The organism is Pseudomonas sp. D1HM, assembly GCF_019266105.1.
Taxonomy (GTDB): domain Bacteria; phylum Pseudomonadota; class Gammaproteobacteria; order Pseudomonadales; family Pseudomonadaceae; genus Aquipseudomonas; species Aquipseudomonas taetrolens.
Map to the genome: position 1 here is coordinate 43,047 of NZ_LRMN01000005.1, position 26,190 is coordinate 69,236.

28 protein-coding genes and 1 pseudogene are annotated in these 26,190 nt (G+C 58.5%); 16 read left to right on the forward strand and 13 right to left on the reverse strand.

Going from position 1 to position 26,190, the window contains the following annotated elements:
- Window positions 1–49: 49 nt before the first annotated feature.
- Window positions 50–739, reverse strand: coding sequence for a glycoside hydrolase family 19 protein (locus AWM69_RS07295; RefSeq protein ID WP_256930233.1), 690 nt, complete (start codon window positions 737–739; stop codon window positions 50–52).
- A 148-nt stretch (window positions 740–887) separates the two neighbouring features.
- Window positions 888–1,355: an Lrp/AsnC family transcriptional regulator gene (locus AWM69_RS07300; protein ID WP_218726112.1), complete on the reverse strand. Its 468-nt coding sequence runs from the start codon at window positions 1,353–1,355 to the stop codon at window positions 888–890.
- 124 nt (window positions 1,356–1,479) lie between these two features.
- Here AWM69_RS07300 and AWM69_RS07305 point away from each other — a divergent pair, with 124 nt between their 5' ends.
- Window positions 1,480–2,679, forward strand: a complete 1,200-nt coding sequence (locus AWM69_RS07305) for a methionine gamma-lyase (protein WP_218726113.1) — start codon at window positions 1,480–1,482, stop codon at window positions 2,677–2,679.
- Window positions 2,680–3,118: 439 nt separating this feature from the next.
- Here the strand turns inward: AWM69_RS07305 and AWM69_RS07310 are convergent, their stop codons facing one another.
- A complete protein-coding gene (locus AWM69_RS07310; RefSeq protein WP_131652993.1) occupies window positions 3,119–4,033 on the reverse strand; it encodes a LysR family transcriptional regulator in 915 nt (304 codons plus the stop codon).
- 311 nt (window positions 4,034–4,344) lie between these two features.
- Here AWM69_RS07310 and AWM69_RS07315 point away from each other — a divergent pair, with 311 nt between their 5' ends.
- The 3 genes from AWM69_RS07315 to pcp are packed head-to-tail and all read left to right on the forward strand — an operon-like array spanning window position 4,345 to window position 6,672.
- On the forward strand, window positions 4,345–5,070 hold the full coding sequence (locus AWM69_RS07315) for a DUF969 domain-containing protein (protein WP_131652994.1): 726 nt from the start codon (window positions 4,345–4,347) through the stop codon (window positions 5,068–5,070).
- The gene (locus AWM69_RS07320; RefSeq protein WP_131652995.1) at window positions 5,067–6,017 is read left to right on the forward strand and encodes a DUF979 domain-containing protein; all 951 of its coding nucleotides are present in this window, start codon (window positions 5,067–5,069) and stop codon (window positions 6,015–6,017) included. The genes AWM69_RS07315 and AWM69_RS07320 overlap by 4 nt, the downstream gene beginning before the upstream one ends.
- Before the next feature lie 7 nt (window positions 6,018–6,024).
- Window positions 6,025–6,672 (forward strand): pyroglutamyl-peptidase I, encoded by a 648-nt coding sequence (gene pcp, locus AWM69_RS07325; protein WP_218726114.1) that lies wholly within the window; start codon window positions 6,025–6,027, stop codon window positions 6,670–6,672.
- A gap of 128 nt (window positions 6,673–6,800) precedes the next feature.
- Here pcp and AWM69_RS07330 read toward each other — a convergent pair whose 3' ends face one another.
- Entirely contained in the window at window positions 6,801–8,006 is a 1,206-nt protein-coding gene (locus AWM69_RS07330) for an MFS transporter (RefSeq protein WP_218726115.1), read from the reverse strand.
- Between the two features lie 118 nt (window positions 8,007–8,124).
- Between AWM69_RS07330 and AWM69_RS07335 the strand changes: the two genes are divergently transcribed.
- Window positions 8,125–8,745: a TetR/AcrR family transcriptional regulator gene (locus AWM69_RS07335; RefSeq protein ID WP_218726116.1), complete on the forward strand. Its 621-nt coding sequence runs from the start codon at window positions 8,125–8,127 to the stop codon at window positions 8,743–8,745.
- Between the two features lie 5 nt (window positions 8,746–8,750).
- Here the strand turns inward: AWM69_RS07335 and AWM69_RS07340 are convergent, their stop codons facing one another.
- Window positions 8,751–9,680: a LysR family transcriptional regulator gene (locus AWM69_RS07340; RefSeq protein ID WP_218726117.1), complete on the reverse strand. Its 930-nt coding sequence runs from the start codon at window positions 9,678–9,680 to the stop codon at window positions 8,751–8,753.
- 129 nt (window positions 9,681–9,809) lie between these two features.
- Between AWM69_RS07340 and araD1 the strand changes: the two genes are divergently transcribed.
- The 5 genes from araD1 (at window position 9,810) to AWM69_RS07365 (ending at window position 16,102) form a co-directional block, all read left to right on the forward strand.
- Window positions 9,810–10,808 (forward strand): AraD1 family protein, encoded by a 999-nt coding sequence (gene araD1 / locus AWM69_RS07345; RefSeq protein ID WP_218726118.1) that lies wholly within the window; start codon window positions 9,810–9,812, stop codon window positions 10,806–10,808.
- A gap of 71 nt (window positions 10,809–10,879) precedes the next feature.
- Complete coding sequence (locus tag AWM69_RS07350; protein ID WP_218726119.1) at window positions 10,880–12,199, forward strand: MFS transporter; 1,320 nt, start codon at window positions 10,880–10,882, stop codon at window positions 12,197–12,199.
- Window positions 12,200–12,227: 28 nt separating this feature from the next.
- On the forward strand, window positions 12,228–13,784 hold the full coding sequence (locus AWM69_RS07355; RefSeq protein WP_218726120.1) for a UxaA family hydrolase: 1,557 nt from the start codon (window positions 12,228–12,230) through the stop codon (window positions 13,782–13,784).
- Window positions 13,785–13,832: 48 nt separating this feature from the next.
- Window positions 13,833–15,428 carry an aldehyde dehydrogenase (NADP(+)) gene (locus tag AWM69_RS07360; protein WP_218726121.1) on the forward strand — a complete coding sequence of 532 codons (1,596 nt, stop codon included), beginning with the start codon at window positions 13,833–13,835 and terminating at the stop codon, window positions 15,426–15,428.
- Between the two features lie 86 nt (window positions 15,429–15,514).
- On the forward strand, window positions 15,515–16,102 hold the full coding sequence (locus tag AWM69_RS07365) for a LysE family translocator (protein ID WP_131653003.1): 588 nt from the start codon (window positions 15,515–15,517) through the stop codon (window positions 16,100–16,102).
- Here AWM69_RS07365 and AWM69_RS07370 read toward each other — a convergent pair.
- Both AWM69_RS07370 and AWM69_RS07375 read right to left on the reverse strand, forming a co-directional pair.
- On the reverse strand, window positions 16,099–16,923 hold the full coding sequence (locus tag AWM69_RS07370) for an AraC family transcriptional regulator (protein ID WP_218726153.1): 825 nt from the start codon (window positions 16,921–16,923) through the stop codon (window positions 16,099–16,101). The genes AWM69_RS07365 and AWM69_RS07370 overlap by 4 nt on opposite strands.
- A gap of 84 nt (window positions 16,924–17,007) precedes the next feature.
- Complete coding sequence (locus AWM69_RS07375; RefSeq protein ID WP_218726122.1) at window positions 17,008–18,021, reverse strand: GlxA family transcriptional regulator; 1,014 nt, start codon at window positions 18,019–18,021, stop codon at window positions 17,008–17,010.
- Between the two features lie 270 nt (window positions 18,022–18,291).
- On the opposite strand from AWM69_RS07375, the gene AWM69_RS07380 reads away from it, so the two are divergent.
- Window positions 18,292–18,774, forward strand: a complete 483-nt coding sequence (locus AWM69_RS07380) for a GNAT family N-acetyltransferase (protein ID WP_218726123.1) — start codon at window positions 18,292–18,294, stop codon at window positions 18,772–18,774.
- Between the two features lie 30 nt (window positions 18,775–18,804).
- Here AWM69_RS07380 and AWM69_RS22805 read toward each other — a convergent pair.
- Window positions 18,805–18,915, reverse strand: a pseudogene (locus tag AWM69_RS22805) (LysR family transcriptional regulator); the annotation flags it as partial.
- Between the two features lie 252 nt (window positions 18,916–19,167).
- Between AWM69_RS22805 and AWM69_RS07385 the strand changes: the two are divergent.
- Window positions 19,168–20,064: a serine hydrolase gene (locus AWM69_RS07385; RefSeq protein WP_131653009.1), complete on the forward strand. Its 897-nt coding sequence runs from the start codon at window positions 19,168–19,170 to the stop codon at window positions 20,062–20,064.
- Window positions 20,065–20,099: 35 nt separating this feature from the next.
- On the forward strand, window positions 20,100–20,480 hold the full coding sequence (locus AWM69_RS07390; RefSeq protein ID WP_131653010.1) for a RidA family protein: 381 nt from the start codon (window positions 20,100–20,102) through the stop codon (window positions 20,478–20,480).
- 98 nt (window positions 20,481–20,578) lie between these two features.
- On the opposite strand, the gene AWM69_RS07395 is transcribed toward AWM69_RS07390, so the two are convergent.
- The 4 genes from AWM69_RS07395 to AWM69_RS07410 form a co-directional block, all read right to left on the reverse strand.
- The gene (locus AWM69_RS07395) at window positions 20,579–21,058 is read right to left on the reverse strand and encodes a VOC family protein (RefSeq protein ID WP_131653011.1); all 480 of its coding nucleotides are present in this window, start codon (window positions 21,056–21,058) and stop codon (window positions 20,579–20,581) included.
- Between the two features lie 118 nt (window positions 21,059–21,176).
- Window positions 21,177–21,359, reverse strand: coding sequence for a hypothetical protein (locus tag AWM69_RS07400; RefSeq protein ID WP_218726124.1), 183 nt, complete (start codon window positions 21,357–21,359; stop codon window positions 21,177–21,179).
- Between the two features lie 59 nt (window positions 21,360–21,418).
- The gene (locus AWM69_RS07405) at window positions 21,419–21,736 is read right to left on the reverse strand and encodes a DUF2388 domain-containing protein (RefSeq protein ID WP_218726125.1); all 318 of its coding nucleotides are present in this window, start codon (window positions 21,734–21,736) and stop codon (window positions 21,419–21,421) included.
- A gap of 132 nt (window positions 21,737–21,868) precedes the next feature.
- Window positions 21,869–22,204 (reverse strand): DUF1090 domain-containing protein, encoded by a 336-nt coding sequence (locus AWM69_RS07410; RefSeq protein ID WP_218726126.1) that lies wholly within the window; start codon window positions 22,202–22,204, stop codon window positions 21,869–21,871.
- Window positions 22,205–22,510: 306 nt separating this feature from the next.
- On the opposite strand from AWM69_RS07410, the gene AWM69_RS07415 reads away from it, so the two are divergent.
- A complete protein-coding gene (locus AWM69_RS07415; RefSeq protein ID WP_218726127.1) occupies window positions 22,511–23,398 on the forward strand; it encodes a hypothetical protein in 888 nt (295 codons plus the stop codon).
- Window positions 23,362–23,856 carry a hypothetical protein gene (locus tag AWM69_RS07420; RefSeq protein ID WP_373274291.1) on the forward strand — a complete coding sequence of 165 codons (495 nt, stop codon included), beginning with the start codon at window positions 23,362–23,364 and terminating at the stop codon, window positions 23,854–23,856. The genes AWM69_RS07415 and AWM69_RS07420 overlap by 37 nt, the downstream gene beginning before the upstream one ends.
- A 13-nt stretch (window positions 23,857–23,869) precedes the next feature.
- Here AWM69_RS07420 and AWM69_RS07425 read toward each other — a convergent pair whose 3' ends face one another.
- Complete coding sequence (locus tag AWM69_RS07425) at window positions 23,870–24,358, reverse strand: hypothetical protein (protein WP_218726128.1); 489 nt, start codon at window positions 24,356–24,358, stop codon at window positions 23,870–23,872.
- A 242-nt stretch (window positions 24,359–24,600) separates the two neighbouring features.
- On the opposite strand from AWM69_RS07425, the gene AWM69_RS07430 reads away from it, so the two are divergent.
- Entirely contained in the window at window positions 24,601–26,160 is a 1,560-nt protein-coding gene (locus tag AWM69_RS07430) for a cyclic diguanylate phosphodiesterase (RefSeq protein ID WP_218726129.1), read from the forward strand.
- Window positions 26,161–26,190: the final 30 nt, after the last annotated feature.

Sequence of the window (26,190 nt, forward strand, 5' to 3'; positions counted from 1 at the left end):
TCAAGAACTCCTGCATGGCTGGGGATAATGCGCGGGCATTATGGCCTGATCAGTGCTCATTGCCTGCTGTTACAGCATATTTATCCAACAGCCGCAGTGCCTTCTGGAACACCTCCGCACGTTGGGCATGACCATTGAGGCCGCCATTGATGGCCTGAGTGACACGCGAGAAATCACCACCCTCTGCCAATGCATTCACTTGCCGCCAGTGCCAGTACCACCCGGCCGACTCGATCGCCCAGCGACCTTCTTCGAGCAGTTGCGGGGTCGCGAGCAAGCGTTCATCACCGAACAAACCCAGACTGCAGTGCCGGTAATTGGTCTTGCCGGTGATCTGGATCAAACCCCGTCCCCGGTAGCGCCAGCCATCGCCCGTGGAGGCGTCACCATTACCCAGACGCTCGCTGTACACCCGGTTGGCAATGACCTGCGGCTTGCGCTGGATTTTTTCCGCCTCGGCATTCGGCACCCGCCTCAAACGTCCGTCTTCCATGACCTGCACGTAATTGCCGGCCGCATCGGTCTGCGCAAAGCGGTTACCCCAGGTCGCAGCAAGGCCTTTCGCGCTGTAGTTGAGGTTTTCAAGCATAAGACTGAACCCCGCACTTTCATGGCCGACCTGGGATAAAAAAGCGGCCAGACGCCGGGGGGTGTTGATCTGTCGCCGGGCAGCGACGCTCTGCAACATGTCCAGGTGTGCGTCTGTGAACGCGGTACTGTCAGGGAAAAGCTGCAGCATTATTTCTCGGCTCAACATGGGCATCGCTCTTGTTTCAAAGGAATCAAAAGTGAAGCACCCACGCGTGCTCTAGAGCGCGGCCAGGCACATGAAGAGAGCTTTGCAACCCGGCTTTGGGATTAACCTTACAGAGGGCGTTGCTCGCCGATTACAAAACCGGGATGACACGCAGTGGCTTGATCGACTTGAACGAAAAGCTTGAATAGATTTCTTTGACCGCCGGCAAGGTCTGCAGCACTTCACGGGTAAATTCCCCGAACGACTCCAGATCTTTGGCCACCACCTCCAGCAAGAAGTCATAACGACCGGAGATGTTGTGACAGGCCACGATTTCAGGGATTTCCAATAACCGTTGTTCGAAGCTGCGGGCTGTTTCACGGGAGTGCGAAGCCATCATCAGACTGACAAACGCCGTCACGCCATAACCCAGTTCCTTGGGTGAAATAATCGCTTGGTAGCCGGTGATCAGCCCACTGTCTTCCAGCATTTTTACCCGTCGCCAACACGGCGAGGTGGTCAGGGAAACCCGCTCCGACAGCTCTGCGACGGTTAATCGGGCGTTGCCTTGCAAGGCGCTAAGCAAGGCTTTATCGGTTCTGTCCAGGCTGAGCGGCATGTTTTGCCTCCAATAGGCGAAGCGACAGCTTTTTATCCCAATAAAACCTTGTTCGGCAGGCCCATTTGGAATTTTTTACGTTGAGTTTGAGCATAGCATCGTAGGAAATATCGGAGAGTCCGCCATGAAAGATATAAAAAGTGACTTCGGTTTTTCGACACGGGCCATTCACCACGGTTACGACCCACTGGAAAATGGCGGTGCATTGATTGCGCCCATCTACCTCACCACAACCTTCGCTTTTCCGACGGCCGAATACGGGGCCAGTTGTTTTGCCGGTGAAGAGAGCGGCCATTTCTATACCCGCATTTCCAACCCGACCCTGGCCCTGCTTGAGTCGCGCATGGCGTCTCTGGAAAACGGTGAAGCGGCAGTGGCCTTCAGCTCCGGCATGGGTGCGATTGCGGCGACCTTTTGGACGTTGCTCAGACCGGGCGACGAAATCATCGTCAACCGCACGCTGTACGGCTGCACCTTTGCCCTGCTGCATCACGGCATCGGCGAGTTCGGGGTGGAGGTCAAACATGTCGACATGTCAGACCTGGCCGAACTGGAGGCAGCCATCAGCCCGGCCACTCGCATGATCTACTTTGAAAGCCCGGCCAACCCCAGCATGCAGTTGATGGATATCAACGCCGTTGCCAGCATTGCCCATAACCACGACGATCTACTGGTGGTCATCGACAACACTTTCTGCACCCCGTACTTACAACGACCGCTGGAAATGGGCGCGGACATCGTGGTGCATTCGGCCACCAAATACCTGAGCGGGCACGGCGATATCACTGCCGGCATTGTCGTCGCCAGCCAGGCGCTGGCTGACCGCATTCGCTTGCAAGGGCGCAAGGACCTGACGGGCGCCGTGCTGTCGCCACAGGATGCCAACCTGCTGATGCGCGGCCTGAAAACCCTGACCTTGCGCATGGACCGCCACTGCAGCAACGCCCTGGCCATCGCGCAGTATCTTGAAAGTCATCCCGCCATCGAGTCCGTGATCTACCCCGGCCTGCCCTCCTTCGCTCAATACACACTGGCCTCACGGCAAATGAAACAGTCAGGAGGCATGATTGCCTTTGAGCTCAAGGGTGGCCTGGAGACCGGTCGGCACTTCATGAACGCCCTGCAACTGTTTAGCCGTGCGGTCAGCCTGGGCAGCGCAGAATCACTGGCACAGCATCCGGCCAGCATGACCCACTCCACTTACACCCGTGAAGAGCGCGCGCGACACGGCATCAGCGAAGGCCTGGTGCGCCTGTCGGTCGGGCTGGAGGATATTGACGATTTGCTGGCCGACATCACACAGGCACTGAAAACCTGTGTTTGAGATGATCTGATCCCCGCCGGGAGAGTGGCTTGCCCGCGTCGCGTCACTGAGCGCGTGGGCAGTCGGGCAGCACAATGCCGACACGTATTGCCAGTCATGCCTTGTGGAGGACTTGAATAGAGCCTTCTGCAACTGTTCAGGCCGAGCGGGCAATCAGCCATGCCCGCCACAGGTGTTGCTCCGACCTGCGAATCAGCCCGGCGGAATGGTCGCCAGAATACCGATACCCACGGTCAGTACTAGAAAGCCGCCTAAAAACCATCCCATCTTGGCCATACGTGTTCCCCTCATCCGCTCAATTTAAAACAGGTACAGAGCAGGCGCTGACACCCTGTGATCAGCATTTCAGGCTCATGTCCCGTTGCGTTGGGCCTTATTGTCTGCCGACTGCTGAGTACATAACAGATGCAGGTGACGACGGAAAATGCGGATCAGTTGCTCAGGGCAATATCAGATGCGCTGGCTGGACGCTGCGCTGATAGGCTTGCACCACGCTCTGGCTCAGTTTGACCACCGCCTCGTTCAGCTCCAGGCCCGCCCCTGCCCGCCAGCTGGCATACACCGAAAAACCCGGTGCAGCTTCGATCGGCAAGGCGATCATGGTGCCGCTCTGCAGTTCTCGGCTGACCAGCACCGGGGGCAAGGCGCCGATGCCGAATCCGTCTGCAACCAGCTTGATGATCGCCGCCACCGAGTTGATACAGCTGACCCGTGGTGCGGTGATGCCCTGCTGATGCAGGAAGTTGAGCATGTCCTGATGGGGCCGCGACTGCCGGGAAAAGGTCAGCAAACGCTCCTGGCACAAATCCGCCAGACTCTCATAAGGGCGATCCAGCACGCCCTCCTTGGCAACCACCCAACTCAGAGGGTAATGGGCCAATTGCACATTACGCACCCCGTCGGCACGTAACAGGTCAGTCTGAAAAATCAGATCCAGCTGACCTTTAAGCAATTGCTCGTTCAGGTTAAGCGCCGTATCGGCCGTCAGTTCGACTTCCACCTGCGGGTAATCACGGCTCAGGGCGCTGATCAGCTCACTCAGCCAGCTGTGGATCACCGTGTCCATCACGCCGATGCGCAAGCGTCCGGCAAAGCTGTCGGCCTGCCCGAGCGACTGCAGCAAGCGCTGCTGGGTCGCCAGCATTTCCTCGGCATAGCCCAGGACTTTATGGCCTTCGCGGGTCAGGTTTACGCCGCGTGAATCACGCTGAAACAATTGCACGCCCAGCTCGGTTTCAAGGACTGAAATTCGACTGGAAATGGCCGCCTGGGTACTGGAAAGCTTTTCTGCGGTCAGGCGAAAACTGCCAAGGCGTGCCACCCAAACGAATGTCAGAAGAAATCGCATGTTCATATTGGAGCCCTCACATCAGCCAAACCGGGTCGGCACTGTAAACCGTTGCCGGTGACTCAGGCCAGTCGGCTTAAGTCGGTGATTGGTAAAACATTTTCTGTTCAGCGGTGACAACTTTTATTGACTGGACGCCTCACGCAAAGCCACCAAAGATAACGCCCAAATGACTCCCGCCAAGCGGGTGTCAACAATAAAAAAACACGCTGAGTCCGGCAGCGTACCGATTTTGCGAAAGTGAGCCCGACCGCTTTCGCCTTGCTCGCGCTAGCCTGCCCTGGCGTTGCAGCAACCAGCCAAGGGATTCCTTCCCCATGCAAACCGTCGTCAATCTATGGCCCTTGCTAGGCGTGTTCGTCATCGTCGCGGGCTTTGTGCTGCGTTTCAATCCATTGCTGGTGGTCACCCTCGCGGCGATTGTCACCGGCTTTGCCGCCAACTTCCCCCTGGAAAAAATCATCACCCTCATGGGCGAAGGCTTCCTGGAAACCCGCGCCCTGCAATTGATCCTGCTGTTGCCACTGGCCGTGATCGGCTTGCTGGAGCGGCATGGCCTGCGCCTGCACGCGCAAAACTGGATCGCCGGCTTTCAGCGTGCCACGGTCGGTCGCTTGCTCATCATGTACCTGTTCGTGCGCGAGACCACCGCTGCAGTCGGTTTGACCAGCCTCGGCGGTCATCCGCAGATGGTACGCCCGTTGCTGGCTCCGATGGCCGAAGGCGCTGCCGAGAACAAGTACGGCAAACTGCCGCCTGCCGTGCGGCAGAAGGTACTCGCCATGTGCGCAGCCACCGATAACGTGGGGCTGTTCTTTGGTGAAGACGTATTCGTCGCCTTTGGTGCCATCGCTCTGATGCACACCTTTTTGCTCGGTTCCGGCCTCGACGTCGAACCGCTGCACATCGCCTTCTGGGGCATTCCAACGGCGATCTGTGCCTTTATCGTGCATGCGCTACGGCTGTACCGCTTTGATCTGATGCTATCGCGCAGCATGGGCGAAGTCGTCCAGGCAGACGTCTCGCCACAGGTGGCCAAATGATTATTTCGATTGAGTACTTCTACTGGCTGGCCGGTGTCCTGTTGCTGATTACAGCCGGCATGATTGCCAGCGACAGCAGCCATCCCAAGCGCTGGAGCAGCGCCCTGTTCTGGGCCCTGTTCGCCCTGGTGTTCCTGATCGGCGATCGGTTGTCGCCGTTTGTGGTCGGGGTCGGCGTGCTGATCATGGCGGCGATTGCCGGCACCGGTGGCGTAGGCCGTGGCGGCCATGCCGAATTGCACGTCAGCGCTGCTCGGGCGAGCGCAGGTCGCCTCGGCCATAAACTGTTCATTCCGGCCCTGTCGATTCCGCTGGTCACCGTGATCGGTTCGATCCTGCTCAAAAACACCCACATCGGTGGTGTGCCGCTGCTCGACCCGAAGAACACCACCTTCGTTTCATTGGGCATGGGCTGCATCGTGGCCCTGGTCCTGGCCTGTATTCTGACCCGTGACACACCGTTGCAGGGTTTGCGTGAATCGCGACGTCTCACCGAAGCCCTTGGCTGGACCATGGTGCTGCCCCAAATGCTGGCCATGCTCGGCCTGCTGTTCAATGACGCCGGGGTCGGTACCGCGGTGGCTCACGTGGCAACGGCGTACATCAATATGGACTACCGCCTGGTGGCGGTGATGGTCTATGTCTTGGGCATGGCCCTGTTCACGGTGATCATGGGCAACGGTTTCGCCGCCTTCCCGGTGATGACGGGCGGTGTCGGCGTACCGGTGCTGGTGGGGATTTACGACGCCAACCCGGCCGTGATGGCCGCTATCGGCATGTTTTCCGGCTACTGCGGCACATTGATGACGCCGATGGCGGCCAACTTCAACATCGTCCCCGTGGCCCTGCTGGAGCTGCCGGACAAGTACGCCGTCATCAAGGCGCAGATGCCCACGGCGCTGATGATGCTGGTGGTCAACATCGTCCTTCTTTACCTGCTGATGTGAGGTGGCCATGCATACCGTACTCCTGACCGGTTTCGAAGCGTTCGACCAGGACACGCTCAATCCGTCCTGGGAAGCCGTGCGCCGTCTGGACGGCACCCTGCTGAGCGACGATGTGCGCATCGTCGCCCGCCAGTTACCCTGCGCGTTCGAGCAGGCCCCGGAACGCCTGCGCCAATGCCTGGCAGACGTGCAGCCGATCCTGGTGATTGCTGTCGGGCTGGCCCAGGGGCGCAGTGACGTGTCCATCGAACGCGTGGCAATCAACCTGAACGACGCGCGCATACCCGACAACCTCGGTCATCAGCCGATCGACACCCCTGTCGTGCCCGGGGCGCCGGCAGCGTACTTTTGCAGCCTGCCGATCAAGGCCATGGTCCGCGCATTGCGGGCCGCAGGGATTCCTGCCTCGGTGTCGCACAGCGCAGGCACCTTTGTCTGTAACCAGGTGTTCTACAGCCTGCAACATGCCCTTGCGGGTTCAGGGGTGCGCAGCGGTTTCATCCATGTGCCCTGGCTGCCACTGCAGGCGGCACAGGCGGGCTCTGCCCTGCCATCCATGGCGTTGGAGACGTTGGTTGAAGGGCTGCGAGTAGCTGTCCTCACCGCCCTGAACACCGAGCACGATGTACTGGAAACCGGCGGCCAGGTGAGCTGAACTTCGCCTCAACAGCGCAAGGTCACACCGGTGGTGATGCCGGGTTGTCCGCAACCTCGACGCCATCACGAGAAGCCGCTCGCGCATCGAACCGGGGCTCCGTCAGACGACGGGAGTGATGCCCCTGTTCAATGCCCGACAACCCCCTGGTCTGCTTGCCTTTGGCCTTGCACAAAGCCATGAGTCCTCGCGTTAAAGACAATCCACAGCCCCATCAACAACAACACCAGCAACACCCAGGGAAAGACCCCGACGCCCACCTGATCGAGCAGCACGCCCCCGGTCAATGCACCCACGGCTATTGCGCCGTTCCAGGCAACCACGTTCATCGACAACGCGACATCCGCGCCCTCGCCTGCGGTGTCAGCCAAGGCCGTTTGCAACAGGGTCGCGGCTCCGCCAAAGGACAGTCCCCAGACGAAAATACCGGCATACACCACGGCCGAAGACCGGGCAAACAAACCAAACAGCAAGGCGATCGCCGCGAACGCCCCCAGGCAAGCCAGTACGGTCGTGCGCAAATGCCGGTCCACCAGCCGGCCGGTCAGCCAGATCCCGACCAGCGCGGCCAGTCCGAACACCAGCAGTACCCGATCGACCTCAGCATCGAGCCCGGCGGGGGTCACGAACGGGGCGATGTAGGTGTAGAGAATGTTGTGCGCCAGCATCCAGGCAATCACCACGGCGAGCACCGAACGCACGCCCGGGGTGAACAGCACTCGGCGCAGCCCGATGCGTTGATCCGAAGACTGGCCGGGATAATCCGGTACTTTGACCAGCACCCAGACAATCAGTATCAGCGTCAGGATCGACATCAAACCGAAGGTGGTCCGCCAGCCCATTAATGTCCCCAGCCAGGTTCCCAGCGGCACACCCAGCGACAGGGCAATCGGCGCACCCAGCATCGCCACCGCCATGGCCCGGCCCTGTTGATGCGGGGCGACCATACGCCGTGCATAACCCGCGAGCAGGCTCCAGGCCAGACCGGCCGAGGCTCCGGCAAAAAAGCGGGCCACCAGCGTTACACCATAATCGGCGGACCACGCGGTGATCGAGTTGAACACCAGAAAGCCCACAATTGTCAGCAGCAGCACGTTGCGCCGGCGCCAGCCCTGAGTGGCAATGGTCAGCGGAATGGCCGCCAGCAACGAACCCAGCGCGAACACCGTCACCATTTGCCCCGCCAGTGCTGAGGACACCTCCAGCCCTTGGCTGATTTCATTTAACAAACCGGCGGGCAACGTCTCGGTCGCAATGCATATAAACCCGGTCATCGCGAGGGCAAGGAGTGCCCCGAGGGGAAGTCGCGCCGGTCTGTGTTGATCAACTGCCATGTGCCGTACCGCCTTGCTAGTTATGTATCGATAGGTACAGATGTTGACCACGCAAAAGGTATTGGTCAATGACTTTTGTATCGAATAGTATCGATGTATGAGAATCAAGGAGACTGACATGGCACAGATGGGTCGCCCGCGTACGTTCGACCGCGATGCTGCAATCACACAAGCCATGCACCTGTTTTGGGAGCATGGCTACGATTCAACGTCCCTGAGCCAGCTCAAGGCCAATATGGGCTCCGGCATTTCCGCGCCCAGTTTTTACGCGGCCTTTGGCTCCAAGGAAGCCTTGTTCAAAGAGGTGATGGAGCGTTATCTGAACACTCACGGACGCGTGACCGAAAGCCTGCTCGACACGGCCCTGCCCCCGCGAGATGCCATCGAACTGGCCATGCGCCGGTCGGCCAGGATGCAATGCGAGCCTGATCATCCACGAGGATGTCTGGTGGCCTTGGGGCTACTCAGTGCCTGCTCGCCAGAAACCGTTGCGATATGCGCTCCGCTCGCCGCCGCCCGGGCCCGCAACCGGGCAGGCTTCCTGGCCTGTGTCGAGCGCGGCATGGCTTCATCCGAGCTGACCGCACAAACGGATGCAGCGGCGTTGGCCACGCTGTTCGAAAGTTTTTTGCTCGGGCTGACAACCCTGGCCCGGGATGGTGTGCCGCATGCCGTACTGGACGCTGCAGTGACGCAGGCAATGAGCGCCTGGGATGCCAAGCGCTCCGATAAAGCCTGAGGTGCTTAGCCCTGCTGTTGTTGGGTCAACTCGTCAATCAACAATAGGGTCGGCGCGGTCAGTGCGACGCCTTGGCGGGTAACAATTTCGTAGGGTTCACTGCGGGACTTCAGCTCCAGCGGCAGGTGCACCAGCATGCCGTGGGTGACGGCCATACGCGCCACGTCGACCGGCATCACCGCCACCAGTTGCGGGTCTTGCAGGAGCAATGACAGGGTGGTGAAGGTTGAAGACGTTTCGATCGGGTACGTCGGGAAGTTGAGCCCGGCTTCACGAAATTCACGTTCCAGAGTCAAGCGCATGGGCATGTTGACCGGGAACACCACCCAGCGTGAATCGGCCAGGTCGCTCAGCACCAACGACTCGCTCGCAGCAAATCGGTGGCCGGTGTTGGCCACCACAATCAACGGCTCCTGATCGCGGAGCCGGCAGTCGTAGGCGGCCGGGTGTTTGCTGACACTGCTTCGGCAAATGGCCAGATCCAGCCGCCCTTCATCGAGCAACGCCAGCAAACGGGCGCTGGTGTCCTCGACAATCTCGACCGAGAGTTCCGGCTGTTTGGCCCGCAAGCGCGCCAGGCACTCCACCAGCACCGGCACCGCGCCCATGATCACGCCAACGGACAATCGACCACCGTGGCCTTGCATGATGCCGAGCATTTCTTCGCGCAAATGGGCCACGTCGGTGTGGATCAAGCGCGCATAACGGATCACGCAACGCCCCAGATCGTTGGCGACCAGGCCTTTGCTGGTGCGCTCGAACAAGGTCGAACCGAGGGTCGATTCTATTTCGTGGAGCGCCCGCGTCGCGCCAGGCTGGGTAATGGCCACGGACTCTGCGGCCTTGTGCAGCGAACCGAATTCGTCCAGGGCGATCAGCAGCCGCAGTTGCTTGAGTCGCAAGCGGGAAATGATGGTAGTCAGAGATGGCAGCATGGGGGATGACAAATAGTTATCGCTCAATCAGCAGCTGTCATTAGGCAGCAATAGTCGCAAAACTTAAAGTGGGCCACACAAGGTTCTCAACCAACCGCCAATAACAACAATCTGCAAAGAGCCCACTTCATGCGTTTGATCCAGTTTGAAACAGCCCAAGGCCAGCGTCACGTCGGTGTCATTGAAGGCGATGTGATCCAGGTGGTTCGTGCAACCGAAAACACACGTGAGCTGGCCCTGAGTGCGATTCGCCAGGGCCATGGCCTGGCCGCCGAAGTTCGCGCCCGAGGCTGCGAGCCAAGCCCGGACAGCTATCGCCGGACGCTACAGGAAGGCCGGGTTCTGCCGCCACTGGATCATCAGGATCCGGCACATTGCCTGATCAGTGGTACTGGCCTGACCCACCTGGGCAGCGCTTCGACCCGCGACAAAATGCACCAGCAAAATGCCGCCGATCAGAGTGCCATGACCGACTCGGCACGGATCTTCCAGTGGGGCATCGAGGGCGGACGCCCGCCGGCCGGCACCGCAGGGGTACAGCCTGAATGGTTCTACAAGGGCGACGGTTCGATTGTTGTGCGTCCGGGCAGCGCCTTCCAGACCCCGGCATTTGCCGAGGATGCCGGCGAAGAACCCGAGCTGACCGGGCTGTATGTGGTCGGCGACGATGGCAAGCCCTACCGCGTCGGGTTTGCCTTGGGCAACGAGTTCTCCGACCACGTCATGGAACGCCGTAACTACCTGTATCTGGCCCACTCCAAGTTGCGTAATTGCAGCTATGGCCCCGAGTTGCGCGTGGGGGACTTGCCTGGCCACCTGAGCGGCATGAGCCGGATCCTGCGGGGTGATGAAGTGCTCTGGGAGAAGGCGTTCCTCAGCGGCGAGGACAACATGTGCCACAGCCTGGAAAACCTTGAATACCATCACTTCAAATACGCGCAATTCCTGCGCCCGGGTGACGTACACGTGCATTTTTTCGGCACCGCCACACTGTCCGTTGCCGACAATATCCAGACCCGTCCCGGGGATCGTTTCGAGATCAGCATGGCCGAGTTCGGCGAACCACTGATCAATGGCCTGCAAGCCGCGGCCCCGGAACTGAAGGCCGGAAAGGTGAATACTCTGTAAAAACGGCGGGCCTGATAACAGGCTCGCATCCCCTGCCCGCTTGATAAAAAACATAAAAAAGCGAGATGAGTATGAACAGTAAAACCGCTGCGCCAGGGCTCACCAAGGCGGCTGATGACGTAGCCACCGCACGCCCCACCACCGTACGCTGGCGCATTTTCTTGATTCTGCTGCTGTTGTCGGCGATCAACTATATCGACCGCGCCTCACTGTCAGTGGCGATGCCGCTGATTTCCACCGAGTTCGAAATGACCCCGGCGATGGAAGGCCTGATGCTCAGTGCCTTTTTCTGGTCGTACGCGCTGATGCAAATTCCCGGCGGCATGCTGCTGGACCGTTTTCAGGTGCGCAATATCGTCGGCGTCGCCACGGTGGGCTGGGGCTTCTTCCAGGCCATCGCCGGCGGCGCGCACAGCTGGCTGACCCTGCTGGCCACCCGCATCGGCCTGGGGGTGGCGGAGTCGCCGATCATGCCGGCAGGCGCCAAGCTCAATGGCGCCTGGCTAACCCCCAACGAACGTGGACGCGGCGCAACCCTGGTGGACGGCGGTGCTCCGCTGGGCACCGCACTTGGCGCCATCATCATCGCCGGCCTGATCACCTGGTTCGATTCCTGGCGTATCGCATTCGTGATCGCCGGGGTCGGCACCATGATCGTCGGTGTCTGGGCCTGGTGGTACATCCGCAATAACCCTGCCGAACACCCGAAAGTGAACGCGGCTGAACTGGCGTACATCACCAACGCCAATGCCGAGGCCGCCAAGACCAATGGCGAGCGCAAGGCGATCCTCAAGGACCTGCTGAAAAGCCGTTCGGTGCTGGCCATGTTCGCCGGCTACGCCTGCTACAACAGTGTGTTCTACGGCCTGTTGACCTGGATGCCGAGCTATCTGCACAAGGCCCACAACCTGGACATCAAGGCCATGGGCGGCGCGACATTTTTGATCTTCATGTGCGGTTTCGTCGGTGAGATCTTCGGCGGCTGGCTGGCAGACAAGTGGAAAGACGCCGGCGGTGCACCGAACAAGGTGATGCGCAGCATGTTCGCTGGCTCGGCCGCGATAGCCGCCTTGTGCATCCTGCTGGTGGCCTACACCCCCGATGCGGTAACCGTGATTGCACTGCTGTGTGTCGCCCTGTTCTTCATCCGCTGGTGCGGCATGTACTGGTGCCTTCCGGCGATCCTCGGCGGCAAGTCCAAGGCCGGCGTTCTGGGTGGCAGCATGAACTTCTGCGGCAACATGGTTGGCGTGATCGTACCGATCCTCATCGGTCTGATCGTGCAGTTCACCGGGTCGTATTTCCTGGCGTTGATCTTCTTTGTGGTCATGGCCTTCGGCCTGATGCTGTTTTCCTCCCTCATCGACTACCGCGAACGCGGTCTGGCGTGAGTTTGCTCCCTTTATTCAGGTAACCGTGATGCAGCTAATAACTAAAACAGGCGGGGAAAACATTGCCAACGCCGTGATCCGTCTCAACCCGCTCGACGATGTACTGATTGCCCGCCAACCGCTGCCCAAAGGGCTGGAACTGGCGGTCGAAGGCCTTGTCGCACTGGACGCGATTCCCTCGGGACACAAAATTGCGACCCGGGCCATCGACGCCGGTCAGCCTCTGCGTCGATACGGCCAGATCATTGGTTTCGCCAGCCAGCCGATCAAGGCCGGTGAACATGTACACGTGCACAACCTGGCCATGGGCGACTTCTCCCGTGACTACGCGTTCGGTGTGGACGCTCGCGGTACCGGCCATCCGACCCGCGATACCTTCATGGGTATCGTGCGCCCCGATGGCCGGGTCGCCACGCGCAACTATGTGGGGATCCTGACGTCCGTCAACTGCTCGGCAACCGTGGCCAAGGCCATCGCCGATCATTTCCGCCGTGACATCAACCCGCAGGCCCTGGAGGACTTCCCGAACGTCGATGGCGTGGTCGCCCTCACCCACAGCTTCGGCTGCGCGGTAGACCCGGGCGGTGAAGCCCTGGCCATGCTGCGGCGCACCCTGGGGGGTTATGCCATCCATCCCAACTTTGCGTCCGTGCTGATGATCGGCCTGGGGTGCGAAACCAATCAGATTGCTGACTTGCTGGCCGCCCAGGGTCTGGAAAAAGGCGAGTTTCTGCGTGCTTTTACCATTCAGGGCACCGGCGGCACCTCGAAAACCATCGCCAGCGGGATCGCCCAGGTCAAGTCGCTGCTGGCGGACGCCAATCGCGTGCAACGTGAGCCGGTAAGTGCCCGGCACCTGATCATTGGCCTGCAATGCGGTGGTTCGGATGGCTACTCGGGCATTACCGCCAATCCGGCGCTGGGCAATGCCGTTGACCGGCTGGTGGCGGCCGGCGGCACCGCGATTCTGTCTGAAACCCCTGAAATCTATGGTGCCGAGCACTTGCTGACACGACGCGCCGTCAGCCGTGAAGTCGGTGAAAAACTGATTCAGCGCATCCACTGGTGGGAAGCCTATTGCCAGCGCATGAACGCGGAACTGAACAACAACCCGTCCGCCGGGAACAAGGCCGGTGGCTTGACCACCATTCTGGAAAAGTCACTGGGTGCCGTGGCCAAGGCCGGCTCCAGCGACCTGGTGGACGTGTACGAGTATGCCGAGACTGTCCGCGCCCACGGTCTGGTGTTTATGGACACCCCGGGCTATGACCCGATCTCGGCCACGGGCCAGGTCGCCGGAGGCGCCAACCTGATCGCCTTTACCACCGGCCGGGGTTCGGCCTACGGCTGCGCACCCGCGCCATCGATCAAGCTGGCGACCAATACCCGGTTGTGGGAAACCCAGGAAGAGGACATGGATGTGAACTGCGGCGGCATTGCCGACGGCAGCATGACCATCGAGGAACGGGGTGAATACATCTACCGCATGATGCTGCGGATTGCCTCCGGTGAGCGCAGTAAAAGCGAGCAGCATGGTTACGGTCAGAACGAGTTTGTGCCGTGGCAGATCGGCGCAATCACTTGATCGCCTGCGGGCGCCGTATGCGAACACCCATTTTTTGAGGACACATGCATGACGCAGATTACCGGCCACAACTTTATCGGCGGCCAGCGCAGCGCTGCCGGCACGGTGCAATTACACAGTGTCGATGCCACCACCGGGGAGGCCTTGCCGTATCAGTTCATCCAGGCGACCGAGCAGGAAGTCGATGCCGCCGCCATGGCAGCCAGCGCGGCGTACCCGCTGTTCCGCAGCTTGGCCGCGGCCCGCCGCGCCGAGTTCCTGGAGGCCATCGCTGAAGAAATAGACGCCCTGGGCGATGATTTTGTCGCCATCGTCTGTCGCGAAACCGCCCTGCCCGCCGGGCGGATCCAGGGCGAGCGCGGCCGTACCAGCGGTCAAATGCGCCTGTTCGCCAACGTGCTGCGCCGGGGGGATTTTTATGGGGCCCGTATCGATCAGGCATTGCCCGAGCGCAAGCCCCTGCCACGGGTGGACCTGCGTCAATACCGCATCGGGGTAGGTCCGGTTGCCGTGTTTGGCGCGAGCAATTTCCCGTTGGCCTTCTCCACAGCCGGGGGTGATACCGCCGCCGCGCTCGCCGCGGGTTGCCCGGTGGTGTTCAAGGCCCACAGCGGGCACATGGCAACCGCCGAACAGGTGGCACTGGCGATTCAGCGCGCGGGCGAACGGACAGGCATGCCGGCGGGCGTGTTCAACATGATCTACGGCGCGGGTGTCGGTGCGGCACTGGTCAAGCACCCCGCGATTCAGGCGGTCGGCTTTACCGGCTCATTGTCGGGTGGACGTGCGCTGTGTGACATGGCCGCGGCCAGGCCTCAACCGATCCCGGTGTTTGCCGAGATGTCGAGTATCAACCCGGTGCTGGTATTGCCGGATGCCTTGAACGAACGCGGGCAACAGATTGCCCAGGAACTGGGGGCCTCGGTGATGCTGGGTGCCGGCCAGTTCTGCACCAGCCCGGGGCTGGTGCTGGGCATCCGCTCACCGGCTTTCAGCGGTTTTGTCGACGCACTTGGGCAGTTTTTCAACGCCCAGCCCGCCCAGACCCTGCTCAATGCCGGCGGGTTGAGCAGCTATGTCCAGGGCATCAGCCGCCTCGCTGCGCAGCCCGGTATCCGTCATATCGCCGGCCAGCCGCAACAGGGTCGCCAGGCCAGCCCGCAGCTGTTCCAGGCCGACATCCGCCTGTTGCTCGACGGCGCAGAGGTGCTGCAAGAGGAGGTGTTCGGCCCGACCACGCTGGTGGTCGAAGTGGCGGACAAGGCGCAGCTGATTCAAGCCGTGCACAGCCTGCACGGCCAACTGACCGCCACCTTGATTGCGCAGCCCGCCGACCTGCATGCCTTCGCTGAAGTCGTGCCATTGCTGGAGCACAAGGCCGGGCGTCTGCTGCTCAATGGTTACCCGACAGGTGTCGAGGTATGCGATGCGATGGTTCACGGTGGCCCCTACCCTGCCACCTCGGACGCCCGCGGGACGTCAGTCGGCAGCCTGGCCATCGATCGTTTCCTGCGCCCGGTGTGCTTTCAGAACTACCCGGACAGCTTGCTGCCCGATGCCCTGAAAGACGCTAACCCTTTGGGTATCCCGCGCCTGGTCAACGGCTTGCCATGTCAGCGGGCCTCGGGATCAATGTCCGGATAAAACGCCAGCAAGGGAGTTTTGTTCAATACGCCATTCACTCCAGTGTCTACCTTGTACGCTCACTCACAACAAGGATTAGAACAGCGATGAGCGTGTTGATCTCTATGGCAGCGTTTGCCCTGGCGGCATCCATTTCTCCGGGCCCGGTTAACGTCGTGGCCCTGAGTTCCGGGATGCAGTTCGGGCTGGTCCCCAGCTTGCGCCATGTGTTCGGAGCAACGGCCGGCTTTGTGGTGCTGCTGCTGTTTACCGGCTTCGGACTGCATGAAGTTCTGAAACAGTGGCCAATCCTCACCGAACTGATTCGCTGGGCGGGCGTTGCCTTCCTGCTGTATCTGGCCTGGAAACTGGCAGCCGATGATGGAGAACTGAAGGTTGACCGGGCCACACAGCAGCCGTCATACCTGCGCGGCGCCGTCATGCAATGGCTCAACCCCAAGGCCTGGCTGGCTGCAGTTGCCGGGATGGGAGCCTTCGTCGCCAGCGCAGAAACCACCCTGATCTGGTCATTCGCACTGATCTACTTTGTGGTCTGCTACCTGTCGGTAGCCTGCTGGGCCTTCGCCGGGGCGTTCCTGGGGCAATACCTGCGCAGCGCGGCCCGCATCCGCCTGTTCAACCGCTGCATGGCTGCCATGCTCGCGGGATGTGCGGTGTCCTTGCTGTTCGTTTAAAGCTTGTACTGGCCCGGCGTGGCCGCCAGATGTTTTTTGAATACCCGCTGAAAATGCGCCTGGTCCGCGAACCCGGTGGCCTGGGCGATATCGGCGATCTGTGCACCTTCGCGCAGTTGTGCCTGGGCGTGCTGGATCCGCCGGTTAATCAGGTAGGCATGCGGTGTCATGTGGTAGCGCTGCTCGAAAGCGCGGATCAGATAAGCCTCCGACAAACTCGCCGCCTCGCAGATATCGTGCAGGCGGACTGCATGCAGGAAATGCGCGTTGATGTACTCGGCAGCGCGCTCCACCTTCGGATTGACCTTCTTCAACGGCGGCACCGGACCGCCCAGCGTCTGCTGCATCCGCATGAAAAAAGCCACGGCGGCTTCGTATTTGACCAGTGCGTCGAGGCTCGGATCAATCAGCTGTGTGTACAGCCCCATCAGCCCTTCGAACAATGCGGGGGATGTCGTGTGCGTCGCCGCGAGCGGCTCGAAACCCTGCGCCGCTCCTTTGTCACAACCCTGCTGAAGGCTGGCCAGCCAGTGCGCATCCACATACATCATCACGTAGGACCAGGGTTGATCCTCAATCGGGTTGCAGGCGTGGACTTCCCCCGGGTTCATCAGCACCACCGTACCGCGACGGATGATGTGCCGGGTCTTTTCGTGCAGGTAGAGGCAACGCCCCGAGGTGATCGCACCAATGGAGAAAATCTCGTGGGAATGCGGGGCGTAGCAGACCTCACGGCCATCCTCTATCGAGCGGGCCTCGATGAAGGGCAGCTGTGCGTCTCGCCAGAATCGGGGGGTAGCCGGCGTGGCCTCTATCGACATGGAAAGTACCTGATCAGGAACACTCATCATCTGCGGGACATCGAGCGCCTGGAGAAGCACCACGCCCGCTGCTGGGGTTAACGGCTATTTGATCAACCTCGCTTCCTTGGACGGTCGATAACCGAAGTAGGCGCAGTAACACTTGCTGAAATGGCTGGGTGATACAAAGCCGCACGCCACCGAAACGTCGACGATATTCAATGATGTGTGCTGCAGCAAGCGGCGGGCTTCAGTGATGCGCAAATCCATGTAGTAGCGCTGGGGGGTGGTCCCGAGCTGATCTTTAAACAGGCGCTCGATCTGCCGGCGTGAACGCCCGGCATAGAGGCACAGTGTTTCCAGCTCAAGCGGCTCCTCCAGATTGGCGTCCATCAAGTTGACCACTTCGCGCAAAGGGCCGCTCACCGACGCATTCAACGACGGCTTTATCCGCCGGTAACGGGACGCCTCAAATGCCAGGATGTCTTCTATCCCGTCTGTAAGGCCCTTGTCGTACAAGGTCCTGATCCATTCCAGAGCCATGTAGAACGAGCCCGTCGGGCTGGAGGCCGTAAGGCGGTCGCGATCCACCACGTACGCTTCACTGGTGACCTGTGCCAGCCGGGCAAGCTCTGCCAACGCGGGACGATGTTCGGGATGAATCGCGCACCGATACCCGTCGAGTAGCCCCGCCCGCCCCAGGAACCAGGCGCCATTCCATATCCCCGCCAGGCTAACGCCCAGGTCACATGCTCCCTGCAGCAAACCCAGCAGCCGCTCATCGGCCTTGAGCTCTGTGCGGTACCCGCCGCAGATCACCAATAGATCCAGCTCTTGTATCTGCGCGTGGGAAAGCTGGTCATCGGGACGGATCACCAGCCCCAGATCGCTGATCACTTCCCCTTTGGTCAGGCCAAAGGTCTTGCTCGTGAACAGCTCCGGCCTAAGCAGGTTCGCCGTAATGATCGTATCGAGCGCCTGGGTAAATGCCGGCAACGAAAAGTGCTCCAGCAGTAAAAAACCTGCCCGGGCGCCCAAGGCCGCCTGGCCTTCATGCTCTTTCAGATAACGAAGGTTCTTGCCCTTCATTGCACCACTGAACTGACGTCGCTCGATCAACGTTCGCCTCGCTTGGCAGGATTAAGATGAGCCTCCCTCCAGGATCGGTGGTTCCTGACCCGGCGGATCAGCCATCGAGGCAGAAGCTGCAACAGCACACTACCGCACCCGGTTATCCACTACAAAGAAGCTAAGAGGCCAACCGATCATCGCCTGAACAGGGTGACGTGGCAATGCCACTGCACGCCTCCCGCATCACGGGTCAATGGACCCCGGTCAACCCACGGGTTTTACGACACAATGCACCCGTCTAAATATCTGGAATATTCAATGTCTGCCCTGCACTTTCGTAATGCCAAGCCCTCAGACGCCGCTCGCTGCTATCAAATCGAGTCGTGCGCCTATGAAGGTGACGAAGCCGCGACGCTGGAGAAAATTTCGACTCGCATAGCCCGGTACCCGCAGGGCTTTCTGATTCTGGAACAGGCCGGGGCAATCATTGGATTCATCAACAGCGGCTGCGCCCATCAGGTGGTGATGTCGGATGAAGCCTTCAAGGAGTTGGTGGGCCATGCCGCAGATGCACCCAACGTGGTGATCATGTCGGTGGTGGTGGACCCGGCACAGCAGGGCAAGGGTTACGCCAGCCTGATGATGCGCGAGTTCGTGCAACGCATGCAGGGTCTGGGCAAGACCCACATTCATTTGATGTGCAAGGCACACCATGTCGGCCTGTATGAGCGAATGGGCTATCGCTACGTACAGCCTTCGCCCTCTGAGCATGGCGGCATGGCCTGGCATGGCCTGGCATGAGATGGTCATGGCGCTGCCGACAACAATCGCCTAATACGTAAAGTCGTGCCCCAGCTCTTGCTGCATCCACTCCAGAAAGCGTCTGACCCGTGGAAAGTTCGAGTGCGCCCTGGGGAAAACCAGATGGTGCGCCGTGATTACCGTAGCCGTTGACGAGTAGAGCCAGGCTACGGTCTGCTGGATCAGGTACACAGGATTACGACTGCTGCGCAGCCGGACACGGCGTCATTCCACGCGTCATTTGCGGGTTTTGGGGGACTCATCGGCCCTTATCGCAGCCTGCGGCAGCGGCTACAAAGACCGCATGTAGCCGAGCAGAGCGAGGCCGCGTGCGCATTAACGCTCGCGGCATAGCGTAGAATCCCCCCAACTCCTGACGCAGAGCCTTTGTCCATGCTTGTTTCCCTTGTCTCGAACAGTAAGCCGCTGACACCTGGACAACCCGATGTCGTGGTGCCCTGGTGGAGTTTTACCAAGACGGTGCTGGCGGCAGCTTCTTTGACACTGGTCCGCGATGGACTGATCGGGCTGGATGATAGTGTGAGTGAAGGCCCGTTCACTCTGCGCCAACTCCTGCGTCATCAAGCCGGGCTCGCGGATTACAGCGAGCTTGAGCATTACCACACAGCCGTCTGCGGGCACGAAACACCCTGGTCGGCAGACGACATGCTGCAACGTCTCGATGCTGCCCGGTTGCGTTACGAACCCGGTACGCACTGGCACTATTCCAATGTCGGCTACCTGTTCGTGGCCCGACTGATTCAACGGATCACCGGCCTGACACTTGAGCAAGCGCTGACCCAGCGCGTGTTTGCACCGCTCGGCCTGACGCAGGTACGGCTCGCCCGCACCCGCGAGGATTTGAAAGGCGTGTGCCTGGGCAGCGCGCCTGCCTATGATCCGGGCTGGGTCTACCATGGCTTGCTGGTCGGCCCTCTGGCGCAGGCCAGCCTGTTGCTGGATCACGTCTTGGGCGGGACGCTGTTGCCGGTTGCGCTGTTACGCGAAATGCAGATACCGCTTCCCCTTGGCGGCCCTATTCCCGGCCGGCCCTGGAATACCCCGGGTTACGCACTGGGCCTGATGGTTGGGGGCGTAGACCGTGGCCTGACACTCAGCGGACACACAGGGGCCGGCCCGGGCAGCGTGCTGGCCGTTTACCGGTGTGTGGTGGGAGACAATACGGCGACCTGCGCGGTCTTCGCTGAAAGCGATGATCAGGGCAGCGCCGAAACACACGCGCTGGAACACCTTTCTGCAGTCCTTGGGAGCCGCCAGTCAATCACGTAAACTCGCGTTTTTTTACCACTCAGGCAAGCATTCACATGGCTAACCACGACCTTACCTTCGTTCCGGATCCTGACCCGGAATCCATCTCTTCCGATGTCGCCGGCTTCGGTGGCCTGCTGGTTTCCACGCAAATCCCGACCCGCGCCGATGGCAGCCTGGAGCTGGGCGGAATCATCGAGCAAAGCGAATGCACGCTGCAGGCGCTCAAGGTGGCACTGGAACGTGCCGGCAGTTCCATGGATCGCGTCCTGCACCTGACCATCTACCTCACCGACATGGCCGACCGTGCAGCGTTCAATGAGGTTTACCAGCGGATGTTCGCCAAACCCTGGCCGGTTCGTGCGGCCGTTGGCGTCGCCGCCCTGGCGGTCGAAGGCATGCGTGTGGAAGTCACCGCGATGGCTGCCAAGGGCTGACAGCCAACGCGACGCTGACCTGCCTGCTGATGACATTTATCAGCAGGCCTTGCCCCTGCAGGGGCCCGGTGAAACCGTCAAAAAGCCATTCAGCGTGGTCAGCCCTTAAGGGCCGCTTCGAGCGCTGCAATATCAATCTTGCCCATCGTCATCATGGCCTCGAATGCACGCTTGGCCACTGTTCGATCTGGATGGTTGATCGCGGTCGTCAGGGCACGCGGCGTGATTTGCCAGGACAGTCCCCACTTGTCCTTGCACCAGCCGCAAACACTCTCCTGTCCTCCGTTGCCGACAATCGCATTCCATAATCGGTCGGTCTCAGCCTGGTCGTCGGTCGCGACCTGGAACGAAAAGGCTTCACTCTGTTTGAACTCGGCCCCTCCATTCAGGCCTAGACACGGGATGCCCATCACCGTGAATTCGACCGTAAGGACGTCCCCCTCCTTCCCCGAGGGGTAATCGCTTGGCGCATGGAAGATCGATCCCACCGAGCTGTCCGCAAACGTATCGGCATAGAACTTCGCAGCTTCCAGCGCACCGCCGTTGTACCAAAGGCAAATCGTGTTTTTGCTGGTCATCTTGGCTCTCCAAAATGGGTACTGGGGTATTAAGTCTAGACCCACTTTGGTACAGCGCCATTGCGAAAGCCTCTGCAAACGGCATGATATCGCCTGGACAGCGATGAGAAAAACTCATTTATTTTTTGACACGTGCCGCCGCCGCATTGGCTCTTTTTATCTTCTCGCCACGCGCTTTTTTATCGTAACTGTCACGCGCTTGCATGACGCCACCCGCCGCCTGAATCCAGTCACTGGTCGTACATCCAGACACGCACAGGGCGGAGATAATCATAAACACCCAAGACAATGAGCCTTTCATCGCTGCACTCCTTATTTACCCGCTGCACCCTAAACCTGAAAAAAACCGCATTGACTGCGCTACTCACAACAACTTACTAGCAATAGCTGAATGGCCAGTTCCCTATCGCTGACCGTGCTCTGCGGATAAGAGGCACGATACTGTTTCAGTGACGCCAATAAATAAGGACCTTGTATTTCACCGTCACTGGCAATAAAACCAGCCGCCTCATCTTGAACAGCCAATACCCGCTTATTATCCCGCGACGATAAATATGAAGTCCCTACCGTCGTGCTCGAAAATACCGTTTCAAGCCAAAACTTATTGATGGCCATCGCCGAACCAGAGAAGAGCAAAAACACATGAAACGATATGACCGCAGCAAAAACCTTGTACATGCTCCATCCTGCTCGACTATTAAAGATATACCTGCCAGACAACCAAATGGCACGCCTCACCCCTGCCACCTTTTATCCAGTGACCTCTACGACGCTGACAATGTTCTAATTCAATACTGCGATTCTTTGCAGTTACTGCGCTGTTGAGCCGTGCGCAATCTCCAACTTCCTGAGCGCCAACTCCAACTTGGCGTGGTATTTTTTGATCAGGGCCGGCGAATCGGTTTCAATGGCAGCATCGAGTTGATTGCTTCTGAGCTCTACTTCAGACTCGGCACGGGAAATTCTGTCTTCGTGTTTATCAGAGACCCTGTCACTGCAGTACCGATTCACATAACGAAGCGCCGTCTCCAGACCTGATTGTTTATGGGTGTTCCCCTCGGCGCTCGCGTGCTCGATTTTACTCATAATGGCCGCACGCTGTTCTTCGCAGGTATCACCCTGTTGAGCGTTCGTATATCCGCCCATTAAACAACATCCCACACCTAAAAAAAGCCTGAATGTTGATACGCCTCTGCTTTGCATAATTGAAACCCATGAGTGAATTACTGCCCGCAGTATACTGCCCTCACGCGCTCATACCGCACGCCGCCTTACTCGCGGAATGATTCAATCTTAAAAAATCTTACCGGCCCTTTCGCAGAGCCAATTATTGGCACCCATCGATACTTAGCCAGCAAAATCAACTCCCGCCTCACGTCAAGCTTGACTGATAACAGCCCTTTATGTTCTATTTGCACAAGAATTAATCAAGCTGCGCCAAGGGTATGCAAGATGCTGGACGACCGTAACACTTCAACTGAATGTACTGCGGTTAAATGCACCTATGACCATGACAAACTTCTGCTGCGCTGCCCCCCACTGGAAGTTACACTGTCGAGCAATGAAGGGCATCTATTGCTGGCCTTGATTGAAGGGGCTACCGACAAAGAAGATTTAATCAGCCGTGTCTGGGGTGACCGAGGGCTTATTGTATCGGACAGCAGTTACTACAAGGCACTTCATACCTTAAGGCATTACCTCTCGGAAGTTGGCCTGGACAGGTCCATATTAAAAACACTCCCCCGGCGTGGCGTGGTATTGCTTTTAAAGATCGAAAAGGTCTCTGGCGAGACAAGCAGTGATGACGCTCCCGCACCCATTGAGCACGATATAAACGTTCATGAGCCCGACATTGTCAGCAGCTCATATGAAGCAGTGCCCTCACCGGTTCACACCCCCTTTGAGTCACCCGCCCGTCAAGACTTTCATCTGGCGGACATACCGGACACACCGGCAGTCCATGCTGACATGATCAACACTTCACCCGAGAGCAGTATTCGCAGGCACCTGCATCGAACAGCGTACGCGCTGATCCTTCTCCTGGGCGCTGCGTTACCGCTCTACTATGCGTATATCACTTTTACCCGGCCCGTCGAACTTGAAGAATGGCGAGTGCTCTGGCAGTCCGGTAATACGCAACTCCATGTTGAACTGGGCGAGAAGTCGTCAAAAGATGACATCCTGGCCTCCCTGTCAGTGTTCAACGCCTCCGTGGGCACTACAGGGGTGAATTACTACGTCAAGAAAACCTTATCCGAGCTTTTGATCAGCTGCGAAAAGCCCGACAGCAAAGGAGAAGCGCTGTGTACCAACTACCTTATCATCGAACAAAAAAAGTAATCCTGCTTCTCGGTCTTGTATCAACTCTCGTTTTTGGTTCACTCATCGCGGGGCAGTCCTATACCTCTTACAAGGACACGCCCCAGGCGCCGTGCTACGCCTCCATTGACTTCGTGTATTCGCCAGATAACGAGCAGCGCTGGGTCGGCAAGGGCGACATGTCCATCAATATGAAGTCGGGGGCTATTTACCTGTACTTCAGTCTGTTGGACCCTGCCGACAATCAATTTATTTACAACCGTCGGCTCGACGTGGAATTTGACAATCTGGACAGCTCCAGATTTTTATTCAATACATTGAACACCGTCACCTTCGAAGGTGATACCAGCGCAAAGAACGCGCCGTTTATGCGCCGCGGTCTGGAAGGTGGACTGATTACGTATTCGCGCTTCTCCGATGTCGAGTACTTCTACAACATCAACAATATACTAATGGGTGTTTGCCACGTGCCGAGTTAGTCATGATAAACGTTCAAGTGCCGTAAGCAGCCGCCAACCCTCGTCTTTTAATAGTCAAGGCGCCCACCGTGATCTCCCGCTGAAACTCACGCTGCACAAATAATGAAAAACACGTTAGTGCCCCTCGGTCGTACACGCTGACGTCCTCACTTTTCGCTTTATACAGCGCCCACAACAAGCGATGTACTGCTTCCCCGACGCTCAACGAACGCTTACTTGAACAGCGTACAAGTTCAACCGCCTTCGCCAAGGCAAGACTGTATTGCGGAAACATGCTCAACGGCCGATAACTGCCACACCGACTGAGATGCGCACTTATCTGATGCACGACTTCGTTAACCTCGTGAGTTGTCATCAAGCGACCTTGCCGAGACAGCACATCGAGAAAACGCAATGCATTACGAAAATCAATACACCGCCTCTCATCAGACGCGTTAACGTCGACGGTCGCCCTGAACGCAAAATCTCTACCCACCATCGGGATCATTTTGAGTCTGCGCATATATCAACACCTTCTACTGACCTCAGCGTTTATATTCCCACAGCCCCTTCCTGGTTCCCCCACCCGCAGCCTTATATAAACTTTCGCCCCCTTACTCTTTCTTACTTTACGTTGAAAACAGCCTCGCCGGGTGTTGCTGACAATCAATACCACCTATTATGCCCCCCCTGAAATCTGACCACTGCATGACGTTGTTTCTCGCCTGCACATATGCACTGACCGCTATCTTGTAGAGCTGACCCATGAATCGAGCCATTCGTTATTCCTCGAAAAAAGCGCTGCTGATCGCGCTTGTCATCGGCATGATCCCTTCGATCCTGGGAGGCACTTTAGTGTATCTGAAGTCCAGTGCCGACCTCTCCAGCCTCTCCGCCAATGCTGTACAGGAAGCCGACAGGCAGATAAACGTGATGCTTGAAGAAGCAGAAAAAGCATCCGCAATATTATTGACTCGCGCAGGACTTCCCTGCACAGAAAACCTGTCCAGGCAGCTCCAGGAACTGGTCGCTACTTATCGCTTTCTGCGAACGACCCACCTCGCCATTAACGATAAAATTTATTGCAGTTCCTTGCCGCCCTCGGATGCCAGCCTTGTTACCCCCGCGAACAATTACTTGCACGGAAGGCTGCATCTTTTCCACCAGTCACTGGCCGGACCCAGCAGTTCGGTACTGACTTTGCGTTCTTCATTGAACAATACAAGTTCCCTGGTGGAAATTGACGGCCGACATATTCAGGATGCTCTGCACCTGATTGACAGGCATAGCAACCTGGTACTCAAGATAGGTCGCCACTGGATGAGCCAGGACGGTGTCATTCATAACGGATCATTCGAAAATTACCCCATCGCCTCAACCACCCTGCCCTCTGAAAAATACGGCTATACCCTTTATGCGGCCTATCCGTCGGGCACCCTGTTGACGTATATGCTCAACACTTACTTGCTGCTGCTCGCGCTATTATTGGCACTTGGCCTGTTTGCCGGCGTGTTCACCTATTGGATGTTAGGTCGCGTACTTGCACCCAGCCTCGAACTTCAACGCGCACTTTCAGCCGATGAATTCACGCCGTACCTCCAACCCGTCATTTCGTCTACCTCGGGCAAGTGTGTCGGGTGCGAAGTCCTGGCCAGGTGGCATCACCCGCAAGAGGGCAGCATATCGCCCAATAGTTTTATTCCTCTGGCTGAACGGTCCAACCTCATCCTCTCCATTACCAAACGGCTCATGGAAAAAACAGCGCAAGAGCTTGTGCCTTATGCGTCGAAACTTGAGGCGCCCTTCCACATTGGTTTCAATATTTCCGCCAAACATTTCGAGAGTTTTGAATTGGTGGATGACTGTATTTCATTTCTCAAGTCATTCAAGCCCGGTCAAATCATCCTGGTGCTGGAACTGACTGAGCGAGAACTCATTCAGCCTACCCAGACCGCAACCCGACTCATTGAAAAGCTTCATGCCCTGGGCGTAAAAATTGCGCTCGACGATTTTGGCACAGGTCATTCCAGCCTGAATTACCTCCAGCTCTTCAAGGTTGACTACATTAAAATCGACAAGAGTTTTGTTTCAATGATCGGGGCCAATGCATTGTCCGTTCATATCCTCGATTCCATTCTGGATCTCGCACTGAAACTCGATTTGCAGGTGTTGGCTGAAGGGGTTGAAACGGAAGAGCAACGTGATTACCTGGGCGCGTGCGGTGTCGATTTCATGCAAGGTTATTTCTACGCGAAACCCATGCCGGTCACTGACTTCGTGAGCAAGGCGCTTCATCATCCCCAAAAAAATCCGGCACTCCGCTGAATTCGGGCAGCGCTACAGGCCTCACCTTGG